Raw genomic sequence first — 16,579 nt, 5'->3', positions numbered from 1 at the left:
AACGGTGACGGTCACCGAAGTAAGCCGAGCCAAGTTAAGGTTCTTGTTGTAAAAACCGGAGTATAGACGCAAAGTGTCCGTACTCGCTGAGACCGATTATGTGAGTAATCGGTAAACCAAGGTGGTACCGCGGAGTTCTCCCCCGTCCTTAATCAATGGATTAAGGGCGGGGTTTTTGGTTTTTCAGCGATCCATCTGTGGAATAATGAGACACGTGATTACAAAAAGAGAGGGGATTCAAATGAGTAAAGCACTGGTTTTTCAGACGGACTTCGGGCTTGTTGACGGGGCGGTCTGCGCGATGTATGGCGTTGCGAATTCCGTTGATCCGGCATTAAAGATATATGACCTGACTCACGATATTCCGCAATACAATATCTGGGAAGCCTCATACAGACTGCGCCAGACAATTGATTATTGGCCGGAGGGGACCGTATTTGTATCGGTTGTCGACCCCGGTGTCGGGTCAACGCGCCGAAGCGTGATTGCCCGGACACGCAAAAATCAATACATCATTACACCGGACAATGGGACGCTCACGCATATTAAAAAAATTGAAGGTATTGAAAGTGTGCGGACGTTTGACGAAAAGGAAAATAAACTGCCGACTGCAGGTGAGTCATTCACTTTTTTTGGCAGAGATATTTATGCTTTTAACGGTGCGAAACTGGCGGCGGGCATTATTGATTATGAGCAGTTCGGGGAATCAGTGCCGATTGAATCGGTCACTGAACTGCCGATTATTCCGTCCTACCGGGAGGGCAATCAGGTGAGTGGAACGATTGACATACTCGATGTGCGTTTCGGCAATCTCTGGACAAATATCGGTCATCTGCTTTTTCATGAACTGGATGTGGCGCGCGGTGACCGCCTGGCTGTAAAAATCAAGAATGATACACGCACCGTGTACGAGAACACAATGGTGTTTGGCAGATCATTCGCTGAGGTAGCCATTGGTGAACCGCTGCTGTATATTAATTCGCTTGAAAATGTCGGTGTGGCGATTAATCAGGGCTCGTTTGCAAAGGCATACTCCATCGGTACGGGCACGAACTGGCATATTTCAATCCGCAAAGTGTGATTTTCGAATCAGTGATAAGGTGGTGATGTGGACAGGGGAAAGAAGAAGTGCTGCATGGATTGGGTCGGTGAAAGTTAACAGTTAAAAAGGAGATGGGTTTGATGAAAAAAGATTGGCTGTCTATTCGTACCGTTGTTGCTGCTGGTATCGGTGCCGCTATTTTTATTATCCTTCGTTATATTTCAATTCCTGTCGGTTTTATACCGAATACAACCGTGCAACTTTCTTACATTTTTCTTGCTCTGATTGCTGTTATTTACGGACCGGTTGCCGGAGGACTGATCGGGTTGATCGGGCACTCACTCGGCGATGCACTTCAGTACGGCAGCGTCTGGTGGAGCTGGGTAATCGTTTCCGCGATTGTCGGCATTGGATTTGGTCTTGCTTCACGCTTTCTTAAAATATCGGACGGTGAATTCGGGTGGAAATCAATTGCTGTGTTTAATGTTTTTCAATTGGTGACCCAGGCGATTGGCTGGTTTCTGATTGCTCCAGCCCTGGATATTGCCATCTATGGCGAACCAGCAAATAAGGTATTTGTGCAAGGCTTTACCGCAGGCATTCTGGATATTGTCACGGTCGGCATTTTCGGCACACTGCTGATCTGGCTCTATGCACAGACACGGACAAAGGCAGGAAGCCTGAAAAAAGAAGCCTGATTGATACACATCCGGGAGGTGTTTTTCCTGTTGCTGCTTGAATGGCTGTCCTGGCGAATAGATAAGGACGAACATACAGGAAATAAGCTGTCATGAAGAAAAAGATCATCGCTTTCAAAGCATTCAGCTTTAAATACAGAAGCCAGGAAAGCCCGTCGCTGCACGCGATTAATTTAACGATTCATCAAGGCGAACGGGTTTTAATTACCGGACCGTCCGGATCGGGAAAAAGCACGCTTGGCCGCTGTCTTAACGGTTTAATTTCGAATGCGTATAAAGGTGAAATCAGAGGGACGCTTGAAATAATGGGGGCACGATCGGACGATCAGACGCTGTCTGCTCTGTCGAGAAAAGTAGGTACTGTACTTCAGGATACCGACGCTCAGTTCATCGGACTGACGGTAGGCGAAGATATTGCATTTGCTTTGGAAAATGACGCGATTCCGCAAGCGAGAATGAAACGTGCCGTGCAACAGGCCGCTGAGCGGGTTGGTATGGAGCGCTTTCTTAAACAGTCACCGCATGAACTGTCGGGCGGGCAGAAGCAGAGTGTCGCAATGGCTGGCGTGATGGTTGATCCGGTAAACATTCTTCTGTTTGATGAGCCGCTTGCCAATCTTGATCCACTGTCGGGAAGATCGGCGATGCATCTTATTGATCGGATTCAAAAGGAAACGGGTGTGACCGTGATCATTATCGAACATCGCGTCGAAGAGGTGCTTGAGATTGGGATTGATCGCATTGTGCTTGTTGCAGACGGCCGAATTGCTGCCGATGCGCCGCCGGATCAGCTGCTTAGTTCCGGCATTCTTGGCGCACATGGCGTACGTGAACCACTCTATCTGACCGCCTTGAAACGTGCAGGTATCCCGATTACCCCGGAACTGCACCCGGAATCGCTTGACCGAATAAAAATGGGCAGCATCGTAAAATCACTGCGCGACTGGGCAGAGGTGACCATTCCGGAAAGAGCGCAAACGAGTGGCCAGCCGATTCTGGAGCTTTCACACGTCTGTTTTGGTTATGAGCCGAATCGGCCGGCACTTGAGCATGTTAGTTTCTCTGTGCAGGCGGGTGAGCGTATTGCGCTTGTCGGCAAGAACGGTGCCGGGAAATCAACGCTTACGAAATTAATATGTGGTTTGGAACAGCCGGATTCGGGTGCAATTTATGTCGGCGGCGTGGATATTCGTACGCAGACAATCAGGGAACGGTCGGCGAAGACAGGGCTTGTGATGCAGAATCCGAATCAAATGCTTTCACAGAACATCGTTTTTGACGAAGTTGCATTTGGATTAAGAATTCGAGGTATTGATGAAGAAAAAATCGGCTCCCGAGTCTGTGAGACGATGAAGGTCTGCGGGCTCTATCCCTATCGGAACTGGCCGGTATCCGCACTCAGCTTCGGACAGAAAAAGAGAGTGACGATTGCGTCCGTTCTGGTTCTTGAGCCGAGTCTGCTCATTCTGGATGAACCGACGGCCGGTCAGGACTACCAGCACTATACAGAGATTATGCGTTTTTTGGAATCACTCAATGATAAGGGCGTCACGCTGATTATGATTACGCACGATATGCATCTGATGCTGGAATACACAGACCGGGCGCTGGTGATGGCTGACGGACAATTGATTGCCGATCGGCATCCTGCCGATCTGCTCTCTGATTCCGAGATTGCAGCACGTGCCAATTTGAAGACAACCTCTTTGTATCATTTGGCTGAACGTGCCGGTTTTTCAAATCCTTCGGCACTCGTGTATCGCTTTATTCAGGGTGAAAAAAGGAGGCGATCGCGTAGTGAAGATGCAGATGCTCAGCTACATTGAACGCGCGACACCGATCCATCGAATGACCGGAGCCGCTAAGCTGGTTTGTTTTATCATTTGGTCGGTGATCGCGATGACAACCTTTGATACGCGCATTCTTGTGTTTATGCTGATCGCGGGCATCGTTATTTTTCGAATGGCTAACGTACATTTGCGCGAGATAGCCTTTGTGCTCGGCTTCATCCTGATTTTTCTGCTGCTTAATAATTTGGGCATATATATATTTGCGCCGCAGCAGGGATCGTCAATCTACGGGACCGTGCATATCCTATTGCACTTGCCGGGAAGCTATTCATTGACGCTTGAACAGCTTTTTTATCAACTTAATGTGACGTTAAAGTATTTTGCGGTCATTCCCTTTGCGCTGCTTTTCATCGTAACCACACACCCGAGCGAGTTCGCCGCATCCTTAAATCGAATCGGGGTCAGTTACCGGATTGCATATGCTGTATCGATTACACTCCGTTATATTCCCGATGTTCAGCGCAGCTATCATGAAATTACTCAGGCGCAGCAGGCGCGCGGGATTGATTTATCTAAAAAAGAGAAGTTATGGCGGAGAATGCGCCAGGCGGCGGCTATCATTATTCCGCTTGTTTTCTCCACGCTGGACAGGATTGAAGTGATCAGCAACGCCATGGAGCTCAGGCGGTTCGGGATGAAAAAGAAGCGGACCTGGTATGATGAGCGTCCGTTTGCCTGTATTGATTATTTAGCGGTCGCCTTTTCTATGCTGCTCCTCATTCTTTCACTCTGGCTCTCCTTTCATCGTGGCAGCCGCTATTATAATCCTTTTAATTGAAAACGTGAAAAGAAGACAGCTGCATTCGGCTGTCTTCTTTTCTGCTCTGCAGCGTATATTTTTCGGAATCTCCGGCTTATACTTTAATGGAGATGATTTTAATGGATATTTATTTAATAAATGCCCAGCACATCAACGACAAAACACTCGAATTGCACCAGATGTATCTGGCCTACTGGCTTCGGCGGTACGATTATCCGGTGATCCCATTTACCGACAATTATTTTCCGTCGAGCCTGACGTCACTGCCGGTAACCGTCATGCTGCTCCTGCAGTATCGCCCGGTTCGAAATCCATTTTTAAATGCTTTTCTGTACGTGGTGCTTTCGATCATTGGGCTTTCGATCATTCGGGCACTTGGCATCGTTACACTGATGAACTGGAATCTCATGTACAGTGCACTCATTCAATATGTGATTTTTATATGTGCCTGCTTTTTAACAACAAGAAAAAGATTTGATCCGCTTATTTAGCCGAGAAACTTACACAATGTCCAGGGGAATCTTCTGTGTCGGACGTGGAAACGCATGATTCAGAGCATCCTGTTCTTCTTCAGTAAGCCTGATGGCGGCTGCCTGAGCGTTTTGAAAAACATGTTGTGGCTGCGCCGCTTTCGGGATCGAGATTATGCCGTCTGATTCTGCGTGACGAATCGACCAGGCGAGCAGAATCTGGAGCGGCGTTGCCTGATGGTGGTTTGCCGCTTTGAGTACGGCCGGATCGTGAAGCAGCTGCGCTTTCAGTGAACCGCCTTCCGCGAGCGGGCAGTAGGCCATCATGGGTACATGGTGCGCGCGCATCCAGGGAAGAAGATCTACTTCAATGCCGCGCGAACCGAGATGATAGAGCACCTGATTTACGGCACAGTTGGTACCGCCCGGAACTGACCAGAGTTCCTGCATGTCCTGTGTATCAAAATTAGAGACACCCCAGTGTCTGATTTTTCCTGCCTTTTTTAAGTCCTCCATGCCGCTGACTGTTTCTGCAAGCGGTGTCGCACCGCGCCAGTGAAGCAAATAAAGATCAAGATGATCGGTGCCAAGCCGCTTCAGGCTTTCATCGCAGGCGTGCACCAGTTTTCTTCGGGTTGCATGATTTGGATAAGCCTTGCTGACGAGAAAAACATGCTCACGCATCCCCTTGATAGCCTCGCCGATTAATGATTCCGACCGGCCCTCACCATACATTTCTGCAGTATCGATCAGTTTTATTCCCAGACGGATGCCGAGACGGATGGCTGACACTTCCGTACTGCGCGTGAACGGATCATCACCGATGTGCCACGTTCCCTGACCGATAACCGGAAGTTCGGTTCCGTCTGCAAGCGTGACGCGACGCACTTCAGCCTCCTTTCTTAAAGTATCGAGTTGCTGTTCTGTCCATTTCATGAATAATCCTCCCCCTTTTTATAAAATAGTGCAGGCATGATTTATATGCTCGAATTAGTGTCCGGAGATCCTGAATGTTCTGACTCTATGCGGAACTGACGAAAAACATAGTTTCCTGAATAACAGATACGGCAAGTTTCCTTTTTGCGGCATGCTTGTTTCCGCAGAATCACCCTATTAGAAATTGTACAGTGCGGGCGTATTCTCCTGCCTCTGTTTGTTAATTTTCTGTTTGCCCTCCTTTAATAGTTCAAAATGGACGAAAGCTATATGGATGAAGATCGCTGCCGGTGCGTTTCACACGGTTGCTTTCCTTTTTAATGAACCGAAGCACAGCAGTAAAATTTAACAGCATCTTTTTCTTTATACAACGACTGGTTGTTGTAAAATATAAGAATAAAAGATTAGCAGTGATGAACGAGCAGGACAAGGAGTACGTAATGGTGACCACTTTCGTATTTGTAAAAAAAATTTTCCGTTCCGCTTATGTAAAAGTGTTTGTGCTTTGTCTGATCACATCCGGAATCATGTTTCTTCCGTCAATCATAGCAAATAAAGGCCTGTTTACGCTCGTCGGGGATTTTAACTATCAGCAGATTCCGTTCAATATGCTGAGCAACCGGGCGATTAAGAGCGGTGACTGGTTTTGGAACTGGTCGACTGATCTGGGCAGCAATTTTATTGCCTCATACAGTTTTTACACGCTGGGGAGCCCCTTTTTCTGGCTGAGCCTGCTCTTTCCTCCATCGGCTTTCCCGTACGTTATCGGGCCGATGTACATGCTGAAATATTGCGTAGCGGGTATGACTGCCTTCGGATATGTTCGCCGCCACGTTTCGGATGAGCGCTATGCCGTGATTGGCGCTTTACTTTATGCGTTTTCCGGATTTACAACAGTTAATCTGATGTTCAACCATTTTCATGATGTGGTTGCGCTGTTCCCGCTTCTGATGGCGGGCTTTGACCGGCTTGTTCTTGAACGGAAAAAGGGCTGGTTTGCGGCGGCGGTTGCACTGAATGCGACGTTGAACTTCTTTTTCTTCATCGGTGAAATCGTCTTTCTGCTGCTCTATTATTTGCTTCGCTTTATCGCGGAAGACTGGAGAAGGTACCTGCGCCGACTGCCGCATGTGATTTGGGAAGGAGTGCTTGGCATTGGCATGGCGAGCGTGATCTTTGTGCCAGCCATTCTGTTTACGCTTCAGAACCCGCGCCTTGATTCTTTCTTATACGGACCGAATGCGCTCGTATTCAGTGGCAGCCGGTACCTTGAGATCATTAAGGCATTCCTTATGCCGGCAGATCTGATGCCGCATCAATCGGCAATCTATGCTTCGGATTTTACCTCAAGTGGTGCCTACCTGCCACTGTTCGGTCCGGTGCTTGTGCTTGCCATGATGTTCGGCGGCAGGAACTGGATGCGCCGACTGATGATCGGCTGTTGTATTGTTGCCGCGGTCCCGATTCTGAACAGTCTCTTTTATGTGCTGAATGCTTCGTATTACGCGCGTTGGTTCTACATGCCGACGCTCATCATGGCACTGATGTCGGCAGTCGCTCTGGAGAGGCGAGAATCGCTTCCTATGAAAAAAAGTCTTTTAATCTGTGCTTCGGCGCTTGCGGCACTGGCCGGTTTTCTGCTCTTTTATCCGTGGAGCGCGACGCAGCGAAGTGCGGTATTCCATTATGACCAGTTTTTGTTTTATCTGACAGCCGCTGCTGCGGGTCTGGGCGCTGCCTATTTTCTGGTATGGCGCTTCCGGCAGGCAAAACACTGGCATGCCGCTGCACTGATTCTGACTGTTATTTTCTGCGGAGGACTTGGTTTTTTTAATATTTTTGCAACGCATAGCATCTATGATTATCAAAATGGTCAGGCCATTCAGGATACGGTCGTCAAAACAGGGCAGGAACTGAAGCGCCGCCTTCCGAAGGCAGAAAATTACCGTATAGGTATCAGCGATGACGGCTGGAATCTGGCCATGGTTGCCGGTCTGCCGACAGTCAATTCATTCACGAGCATGGTGAACGGATCAATCTTCAAATTTTATGCATCGATTGGATCGCCGAGAGGGGTGAAGACCATTATCCCTCCCGATGCATCTGCCCTTAAGCCGCTGCTTTCAGAGCGTTTTTTCGTAAGTACGGCGAAATTAATCAATAAGCCACTGTACACCCAATTCAATAATGGTACCAATATGGTTTATGTTTATGAGAATAAAGAGATGCTTCCAATAGGGTTTACTTATGATTATTATGTTCCGGAGAGCAAATTCCGCCATATTTCTGATGAATATAAGCCTTCGGTGCTGCTTCGGGCAGTCGTGATTAAAGACAGTGACGTGCCCAGGGTGAAGAATTATCTTGTACCGCTGCCGGATTCACAAATGTTTACAAATTCTAAAGGAGACTATCGTCAGGATCTGAACGAACGTGCAAAGGAAGCCTCCCTTTCTTTTCAACGCGACCGTAACGGATTCAGTGCTGAAATTCAGGCCAATACGGATAAATATGCGTTCTTCAGTGTTCCGTATGATCAAGGCTGGTCGGCAACGGTCAATGGCCGATCCGTCCGGATTCTCAATGCAGACGGAATGATGATTGTCCCGGTCGCTGAGGGCGCAAACCATATCCGTTTCAATTATCAAACCCCGGGCCTCACTTCAGGAATCGTTATCGCGCTTCTTTCAATTGCCGGATTTGCAGTCTATCTGTTCTCAGAACGTCTGAATTTCCCGCAGCGTATGCGTCGCATGCCTGAATTAAGCAAATAAAACGTCAGAATCAGAAACTGCAGATTCCGGCATTTATGTGCGGACAATTCTTTAACACTGCAGCGCATTGTATCGACAAAAGAAATATTACTTGATAGAATAACAGGCAAGACTAAAAGCAGAGAGAAAAGGGCAAAACAGAAGGTTGGAGGGTATTGATGTGAATGATGAAAACAGGAAAGAACGGATGAACGTGAAGACATTCACGAATCATGTTCTGAATGGTCTGGCGGTCGGTATTGTCGCCGGACTGGTGCCGTCCGCATTGCTCAGTGAAATCTGCAGGGCACTTGCCCCGCGCCTGCCGATTTTCGGCGTAATGCTGCAAATTGTGACCATAATTATGTTCGCCGTGCCGCTTCTGATTGGTACGGCAATCGCTTTACGATTCAAATTCAATCCGATCCAGATTGTCTCCGTGGCTGCTGCGGCCTATATTGGATCAGGAGCGTTGAGTTTCACTGCCAAAGGTGTGCTTGTAAACGGCATGGGTGACCTGATCAATACTTTGCTGACAGCCGCCGCCGCAGCTGGTGTCGTTCTGATTATCGGCGACAGGCTGAAGGCATTTGCTCCGCTTCTTCTGCCTACCATTGTCTGTGTCGTGGCTGGCGGAATCGGATTATGGCTGCTGCCCTTTGTCCGCAAAATTACGCTGGCGGTTGGACAGCTTGTTGACAGTTATTTTGCACTTGCCCCGATTTTGATGGGTATCCTTGTTGCGGTCAGTTTTTCAGTTATTATTGTTTCACCGATCTCGACTGTGGCGATCGCAACCGCAATCAGTATGAGCGGGATTGCTTCGGGTGCAGGGAATCTGGGTGTTGTCGCGGCCGCGGTCGGCATGTTCATCGGAGGTGTGCGCGTGAATCCGATCGGGCTCTCGCTGTCCGCATTGCTGGGCACTCCGAAAATTATGATTGCTGCCATTGTCCGCAAGCCAATCATTTTAGTGCCGGTTGTACTGAATGCCGCTGTGCTTGGCATTCTGGCGGTTATCTTTCAGATTAAAGGCACACCGATCAGTGCCGGTTTCGGATTCTCCGGGCTGGTCGGGCCGGTGAATGCGATCCGTTTCATGCCGGGCGGGGCAACGGCAGTGAATATGCTGATCATTTTATTCGTTTTCATTATTCTCCCGTTTTTGTTCGGCTGGTTTTTTGAATGGCTGTGCCGGACAAAGCTGCATCTGTATACAAGGGAAGATTATATCGAAAATCCCTGATTGTACCGGCATACGTACAGTATGGTTCCAGCCGTTTTTCCAGATAGAAGAGAGGGCGTCTCACCGTGACTGAGTGAGGCGCTTTTTTCAGGTGAAGAAAGTATAAGATTTTAGCTAAGCATAAAAGTGCAGCCAGATACGAAAGTGCGCTGGCCGGTAAATCATACCGAACACCGCAAGACTTCCACCTAACTACGAAAAAGTTCCACCGAACACTGCAAGACTCCACCGAACTACGGAAAAGTTCCACCGAACAGTGAAAAAGTTCTACCGAACAGTAAAACTTCCACCTAACTGTGAAAAAGTTCCACCGAACACTGCAAGACTTCCACCGAACTGTGAAAAAGTTCCACCGAACACCGCAAGACTTCCACCGAACTACGGAAAAGCTCCACCGAACAGTAAAACTTCCACCTAACTGTGAAAAAGTTCCACCGAACTGTAAGACTTCCACCGAACTGTGAAAAAGTTCCACCGAACACCGCAAGACTTCCACCGAACTACGGAAAAGCTCCACCGAACAGTAAAACTTCCACCGAACTACGAAAAAGTTCCACCGAACACCGCAAGACTTTCACCTAACTACGAAAAAGTTCCACCGAACACTGCAAAACTTCCACCTAACTGTGAAAAAGCTCCACCGAACAGTAAAACTTCCACCTAACTACGAAAAAGTTCCACCGAACACCGCAAAACTTCCACCTAACTACGGAAAAGTTCCACCGAACTACGGAAAAGTTCCACCGAACTGTAAAACTTCCACCGAACAGTGAAAAAGTTCTACCGAACAGTAAAACTTCCACCTAACTGCGAAAAAGTTCCACCGAACACCGCAAGACTTCCACCGAACAGTGAAAAAGTTCCACCGAACTGCAAGACTTCCACCGAACTGCAAGACTTCCACCGAACTGAAAAAGTTCCACCGAACTGGTCGGTAAATCGCAGTCAAACGAGATCCTGTGAAAGTACGTCCTGTAAACGCGAAAGCCACCGCATCATGCGGAAGTAAGGACCGGGCTATGCCCGGTTTCTCTAAGGTAAAGAAAGTTTAAGACCTTGCATTAATCCAGCAAGACAATATCATGTTTAAGCATCAAGGCAGAGGTTTTCTTTGCCATGGGATCATAAGTTAAAAATGAACAAATTGTGAAAAGGCTGAAAATTTCAGAAAACAATGGAAATAAAGGATTGAAATTTATAAAATCCATTTTATAATATTAGATATAAATGCACGGGCCAAAAGAATTATTTGCCGCCGCGCATTTTCTCTCCTATCAAAACCGCTGAATGTTCTTACCCCGGGAGCGGTTTTTCCCCAACCAAATTCGTTGTCGCTCATGTCTGTGTTTTGCTCAAAAAATGAGATGAAGTGAGGTATGCGAATGAAAATTCGACAGCATTATATTATTCGCCCGGAGACCATGGCGCTTCTCCCGTATCAATTTGCCGACGGACATTTGGGTACGCTTGTGGTTGAAGAAGGAGGTGAAGTCTATGCTGCAGGGCTGCCGAAAGCGATTGTCGAGCGGTCGTGCGGCTACTACGGATCCTCCTACACGGGCAGAAAAAAATGTGCCCGGGAGATGGGCTATAAAAGTATGCCGCCAATTTGTGTCTGCGGCGAGCTTGGCATCATTTTTGTCGCGTCGATGACCGAGCGTTCAGACTATTGTGCGTGGCTTGCCTTTTCTCACGTACTGCAGTGGCATGAAATCGGCAAGCACGGAACTGTGTCTGTTTCTTTAACCTGTGATAAAAAGATTGAGCTTCCAATGAGTCCGGGTCCGTTCAGCGGACGCATGATGCGGGCAATGCAATATCGCCACCAGCTGCGTGAACGGATTTCAAAATATACCTTGGAAAACGAGTCAAAAAGAAAAAACAAACCGCAAAGAATCAGTTACATGGAAACCGGTACATTTTATATTCATCCGGAATCACATGAAGATGATCGTCAATTGCCTGTATAAAAAAGATGAGTGATCCTTATCCCCGCCGGCACTGCCCGGCGGGTTTTTGCATGTTCTGCCCTGTATCAAAACAATGATCTGGCTGAACAACGCGGGCGCCTGCGCTACAGACGCTGTTGATACGAGCAAAGGAAGCACCATTTCCATTTATCTGAAGAGGCTCACGCCTCCTGGCGTTTCGGTCGATAAGCTTAACAGTACTTTGCTGAAAACAGGGAATAGTATGAGAGGCAGAGACACTTAAAAGAATTTCATCACTTTGACACATTGGTTGCGGTTGCAATAAATTTTCATGGGTGAATGATCTGATATACTGAAACTGTAATATAACAGAATGAATAAAGGAGCATTATTATATGACAAAATCCTTTCTTTTTCTTTCCGACTTTGATGGGACCTTGTCCGATAAAGATTTTTTCCATGTCCTTATTGAACGCCATTATGCGGATCAGCAGGATCAGCTATACGCAGACTGGGATCGGAAAGTCATGACCGATCTTGAATATTTAAGCCGCTTGTTTGGTTCGCTGGATCGTGATGAACGGCAGATTGCCGAGGATATCGATGCCGTTCCGTTCGATCCCGATGCCAGGCGGGTGATTGATTGGGTAAAGGAACACGGCGGTGACTTTGTAGTAATCAGTGCAGGTACAGATTATTATATCAAGCGAATTTTTGAAAAACAGGGTATAACAGATGTGAAAATTTATTCCAATCCCGGTGTGTATGAAAACAGAGGGATTCAATTAAAGGTTGATTCGGACGGTCCTTATTTCTCTGAGTTCTACGGCATTGACAAAGCCAGACTGGCCCGTGAATTAATGAAAGATTATGATACAGTGCTTTTTGCCGGGGACAGCCGGCCAGATTTAGAAGCAGCGATGCTCGCCGATACGATTTTTGCTAAAGGAAAACTGCAGAAACTGCTTGATCAGGAGAACAGGCGCTACGTTCCGATCAATAATTTTAAAGAGGTTGCGGACTATCTTGCCGGGCAGGAGGAGGTTTTGATCCATGGTCGCAAATAATCATCAAATCGTTGTGCCGTCTCTGCTGGATGTACGCAAAGGGAATATGGCGAATATCGGACGGCTGCTCAGCCGCCACCAGTTCAGGAAGGTTGTTGTGTTTTTCGGCACAGGGCTTACGGACATGCTGGGTGAAACGGTGTTTGGTTCGTTGAAAGAGGCCGGAATTGAAATGCTGGGGACAAAGGAAGTCAGCGATATTGATATTGACAACGTTGTCGACCATGCTTTTCGGCTGCCATTTCAGACGGAAGCGGTCGTCGGCATTGGGGGAGGCAAGGCGCTTGATGCGGCCAAATATACGGCACTGCTGCGCAAATGGCCTTTCGTCAGTGTACCCACTTCGACTTCTAATGACGGTTTTTCGAGTTCAAATACATCGCTGACCATCCATGGGCGCCGTATTTCCGTCCACGCAAAAATGCCTTATGGCATCATTATTGACATTGACGTGGTCAAGAATGCGCCGAACTGCTTTATCTATTCCGGTGTCGGTGATCTTGTTTCTAAGATTACGGCCGCTGAAGACTGGATTTTTGAAGAAAAGAACGGACGTACCCGTGTGGACGACTGTGCATTGATGATTTCGAAGAAGGCGGTCAACAGCTTCGTGCGTACGGACTTTGGTACGATCTGTGACGATTTGTTTATTAAGGAACTGGTTGACTCACTGACCATGGCGGGGATTTCGATGGAAATTGCCGGCAGCAGTGCGCCGACGAGCGGCAGTGAACATCTTATTTCGCACGCGCTTGACACGTATTCCGCAAAGCCGCAGCTGCACGGTATTCAGGTAGGCGTCGCGACCTACTTAATGAGTAAGGTTCAGGATCATCGCTACCGGCGAGTGACGAAGGTACTGCGCGATACAGGCTTTTTCACATTCGCCAAGACGGTCGGCATGACGATGGTCGACTTTGACATGGCGATTGATCGGGCACCGGAGATGAAACCTATGCGCTATACCTTTCTGCATGTTCCGGAATATCGTGCGCGCGCGCATCAGATTCTGCATGAGGACCCCGTTTTAAAAGAGATACTTGTCTGACGCGACAGAATCCGCATTCCCCAGAGATGGTTTCGGCTGTCTCTTTTTTTCATGCACTGCCTTCACTCTCGCCAGAAGCTTGGCAAAGAGAAGTGCTGGCGACAAATGAGTATCGGCGGTTGTGAGTGACGGTCACGGCAAGGTATAATAGAAAAAATGTGATGAACGTAAGCAGGAGAGGGGTGCATTTGATGAGTGTGATTCTGTACAACGATTCTTTTTTAATGCGGGAACAGGGAAAGGTAGATATGGAAGATCGCGGCTACCAATTTGGCGATGGTATTTATGAAGCACTCCGTGTTTACAACGGCAAAATGTTTTTGCTGGATCTTCATATGAAGCGCCTGGAACGAAGCGCACGTGAGCTGAGGCTTGACCTGCCCTATGATACACCGCATCTGGTAGATCGTCTGAAGACGCTGATTCAGAAAAACGAAATGAATGACGGCTATGTCTATTTTCAAGTGACACGCGGGGCCATCGCGCGTAAGCATCGATTTCCGGAGAAGAAAATTGATTGTGTACTGACAGGCAGCGTGGAGGCAACGCCAAGAGACGAGGATCTGCATCCGGACGGAATTAAAGTCAGCCTGCTTGACGATATTCGGTGGCTACGCTGTGATATTAAGACGCTGAACCTCCTTGGCAATGTACTGGCTAACCAGGAGGCATATGAAAAAGGGGCCGATGACGCAATTCTGCATCGTGGCGGCATTGTGACGGAAGGAACAACCTGCAATGTATTTATGGTTAAAGACGGCACGCTGATCACACATCTGGCAGATCATTTTATTTTAAATGGCATTACACGCCTTTTTGTTCTCGGGCTTGCCGAACAGCTCGGCATACCGGTTGAGGAGCGCACTTTTACAACCGAAGAATTGCTCAATGCTGATGAAGTGTTCATTACCAGTACGGGTGTGCGCGTATGTCCAGTCACGAAAATCGATGAACACCCGGTTGGCGATGGCAGGCCGGGGCCGGTCAGCCAGCAGCTGCTTGATGCTTTCAATCGTGCTATTGTCAAATTTATTGCAGAGTAAGCGCAAGCGGTGCGAAAAAAAACGGCAGGATCTTCGAATCAGTGTCCCCCGGCAAGCTGGCGAAGGACAAAAAACAGCAGCAGATTTGAACTGAGCCGTGTGTTAAAAAAACGATTGTCAGATACGAGAAAATAAAGTATAATTCAGAAGCTGTGTCACGAACGAGACGATTAATGACAGGTAGGGATGACCAATGGCTGTGCATAAAGGCAATGACTTTCCAGGCAAAATTGTTTCTGCTTTGCCGCAAAATTTAATGTCTTTATGTCCGTACGCACAGCTATGCCGAATGTAATGTAATGACGATGGATGAGTCCGAGTCTGCTGCATGGCATCATGGTGCCGTGCGCAGGCTCTTTTTGTTTGAATAGAGGTGGAAGTTGCAGTGAAGTGGCGAGACTGGGACATTAATTTAAAAGTGAGACTGCTTGGCGAAGGTTTGTTTAATATCCTTTTCTGGATGTTCTTTCCGTTTATGGCGATTTATTTTTCTGATCACTTTGGCCAGGAAATGGCAGGCATGCTGCTGATCATCTCTCAAATTTTCGGCACGGTGTTCGGACTGTTCGGTGGCTATTGCGCTGATCATTTTGGCCGTAAACGGATGATGGTTTTTTCTGCGATTGGTCAGGCGGTTTGCTTTGCATTCTTTGCTTTGGCCAATTCACCATGGCTTGTCTCTCCATGGCTGACTTTTATCAGCTTTTCACTGCTCGGTTTGTTTGGGCAGCTGTACTGGCCGGCAAGCAGCGCCATGATTGCTGATGTGGTGCCTGAAGCGCACCGGGCCAGTGTGTTTGCAATTTTTTACACGTCAATTAATGTGACGGTAGTCATTGGTCCGCTGCTTGGCGCCTTTTTCTTCTTCAATGAACGCTTTTTCTTTTTGATTGTATGTACGGTAGTCAGCCTGTGCTTAATTTGGGCGCTCCAGCACTGGATCCATGAAACTGTGCCGCATGCAGAACCTTCCGAAGATCAAGATGTAAAAAGAAGCTGGTTGAAAAATGCGTGGAGTCAGCTGAATGATTACCGGGTCATTTTTACCGACCGGGTCTTTCTGCTTTATCTGTTAGCCGGGGTGCTTGTTGCCCAGACATTCATGCAGCTTGATTTGCTGATTGCTGTGTATACGACTGATCAGGTACCTACGCAGACATTGTTTTCGATCGGAGAATGGCAGGCTACTATCGATGGAAAAGGTTTATTCAGTGCCATGGTTTCAACCAATGGTCTGTGTGTCGCTTTGCTGACCGTTATTGTGACGAAATGGATGGCCCGTTTCCGTGAAGAAAGTGTTTTCATAGGATCTGCATTGTGCTACGGTGTTGCCATGTTTCTGCTGGGTTCCACGGTCAATGTCTGGTTGCTGCTCTTAGGCATTGTGCTTTTTTCGTGGGCGGAATTAATGGCCGTTGGCGCGCAGGACAGCTTTGTCGCCAAACTGGCTCCGGAACGTCTGCGCGCACAGTATTTTGCGGCTGCAGGCCTGCGCTTCTCACTTGGACGATCGATTGCGCCGATCGCTGTATCGATGACGGTCTGGTTCGGCTATTCGCTCAGTTTTATCATTCTGGGCTCTGTCGCTTTAGTCGGCATGGGCACATACGGACTGATGTTTTTGCTCCGTGATCGCCGCAGGCCGCTGGCTTCCGGACAAAACATGCAGTGACAGCCTGAATGGTGTGTTTTTTTACACATATTCATGACCTGCTTGAGCGTTGCTTCCTCAGCA

Annotated in this window: 13 protein-coding genes and 1 other annotated feature (1 of these 14 only partly in view); of the genes, 12 read left to right on the top strand and 1 reads right to left on the bottom strand. The window is 47.9% G+C overall.

What is annotated here, in order from left to right; translation table 11 throughout:
- Window positions 1-153, top strand: a binding site (T-box leader) (it extends 111 nt beyond the left edge of the window).
- Between the two features lie 88 nt (window positions 154-241).
- The 5 genes from M3N64_RS11400 (at window position 242) to M3N64_RS11380 (ending at window position 4,841) form a co-directional block, all read left to right on the top strand.
- Entirely contained in the window at window positions 242-1,081 is an 840-nt protein-coding gene (locus M3N64_RS11400; RefSeq protein ID WP_249102316.1) for an SAM hydrolase/SAM-dependent halogenase family protein, read from the top strand.
- Window positions 1,082-1,182: 101 nt separating this feature from the next.
- Window positions 1,183-1,740, top strand: coding sequence for an ECF-type riboflavin transporter substrate-binding protein (locus tag M3N64_RS11395; protein WP_249102315.1), 558 nt, complete (start codon window positions 1,183-1,185; stop codon window positions 1,738-1,740).
- Between the two features lie 92 nt (window positions 1,741-1,832).
- Window positions 1,833-3,566, top strand: a complete 1,734-nt coding sequence (locus tag M3N64_RS11390; protein ID WP_249102313.1) for an ABC transporter ATP-binding protein — start codon at window positions 1,833-1,835, stop codon at window positions 3,564-3,566.
- Window positions 3,538-4,368, top strand: coding sequence for an energy-coupling factor transporter transmembrane component T family protein (locus M3N64_RS11385; protein WP_249102311.1), 831 nt, complete (start codon window positions 3,538-3,540; stop codon window positions 4,366-4,368). The genes M3N64_RS11390 and M3N64_RS11385 overlap by 29 nt, the downstream gene beginning before the upstream one ends.
- Window positions 4,369-4,469: 101 nt before the next feature.
- Window positions 4,470-4,841, top strand: coding sequence for a hypothetical protein (locus M3N64_RS11380; protein ID WP_249102309.1), 372 nt, complete (start codon window positions 4,470-4,472; stop codon window positions 4,839-4,841).
- 9 nt (window positions 4,842-4,850) lie between these two features.
- On the opposite strand, the gene M3N64_RS11375 is transcribed toward M3N64_RS11380, so the two are convergent.
- Window positions 4,851-5,756 carry an aldo/keto reductase gene (locus M3N64_RS11375; protein WP_249102307.1) on the bottom strand — a complete coding sequence of 302 codons (906 nt, stop codon included), beginning with the start codon at window positions 5,754-5,756 and terminating at the stop codon, window positions 4,851-4,853.
- 413 nt (window positions 5,757-6,169) lie between these two features.
- Here M3N64_RS11375 and M3N64_RS11370 point away from each other — a divergent pair, with 413 nt between their 5' ends.
- The 7 genes from M3N64_RS11370 to M3N64_RS11340 all read left to right on the top strand — a co-directional run bounded on the left by M3N64_RS11370 (window position 6,170) and on the right by M3N64_RS11340 (window position 16,516).
- Entirely contained in the window at window positions 6,170-8,530 is a 2,361-nt protein-coding gene (locus M3N64_RS11370; protein WP_249102305.1) for a YfhO family protein, read from the top strand.
- A 160-nt stretch (window positions 8,531-8,690) separates the two neighbouring features.
- The gene (locus M3N64_RS11365; protein WP_249102302.1) at window positions 8,691-9,755 is read left to right on the top strand and encodes a PTS sugar transporter subunit IIC; all 1,065 of its coding nucleotides are present in this window, start codon (window positions 8,691-8,693) and stop codon (window positions 9,753-9,755) included.
- Between the two features lie 1,382 nt (window positions 9,756-11,137).
- Window positions 11,138-11,725, top strand: a complete 588-nt coding sequence (locus tag M3N64_RS11360; protein WP_249102300.1) for a competence protein ComK — start codon at window positions 11,138-11,140, stop codon at window positions 11,723-11,725.
- Window positions 11,726-12,081: 356 nt separating this feature from the next.
- Window positions 12,082-12,753, top strand: coding sequence for an MtnX-like HAD-IB family phosphatase (locus M3N64_RS11355; RefSeq protein WP_249102297.1), 672 nt, complete (start codon window positions 12,082-12,084; stop codon window positions 12,751-12,753).
- Entirely contained in the window at window positions 12,740-13,801 is a 1,062-nt protein-coding gene (locus tag M3N64_RS11350; protein ID WP_249102294.1) for an iron-containing alcohol dehydrogenase family protein, read from the top strand. Before M3N64_RS11355 ends, M3N64_RS11350 begins: the two co-directional genes overlap by 14 nt.
- A gap of 191 nt (window positions 13,802-13,992) precedes the next feature.
- Window positions 13,993-14,844 carry a D-amino-acid transaminase gene (gene dat / locus M3N64_RS11345; RefSeq protein ID WP_249102292.1) on the top strand — a complete coding sequence of 284 codons (852 nt, stop codon included), beginning with the start codon at window positions 13,993-13,995 and terminating at the stop codon, window positions 14,842-14,844.
- A 385-nt stretch (window positions 14,845-15,229) separates the two neighbouring features.
- On the top strand, window positions 15,230-16,516 hold the full coding sequence (locus M3N64_RS11340; RefSeq protein ID WP_249102289.1) for an MDR family MFS transporter: 1,287 nt from the start codon (window positions 15,230-15,232) through the stop codon (window positions 16,514-16,516).
- The last annotated feature ends 63 nt before the right edge of the window (window positions 16,517-16,579 follow it).

The organism is Sporolactobacillus mangiferae (genome assembly GCF_023336505.1).
Classification (GTDB): Bacteria; Bacillota; Bacilli; order Bacillales; family Sporolactobacillaceae; genus Sporolactobacillus; species Sporolactobacillus mangiferae.
The sequence above is the reverse complement of the archived record's forward strand: the minus strand, read 5'-3'. Positions and strand labels throughout refer to the sequence as shown.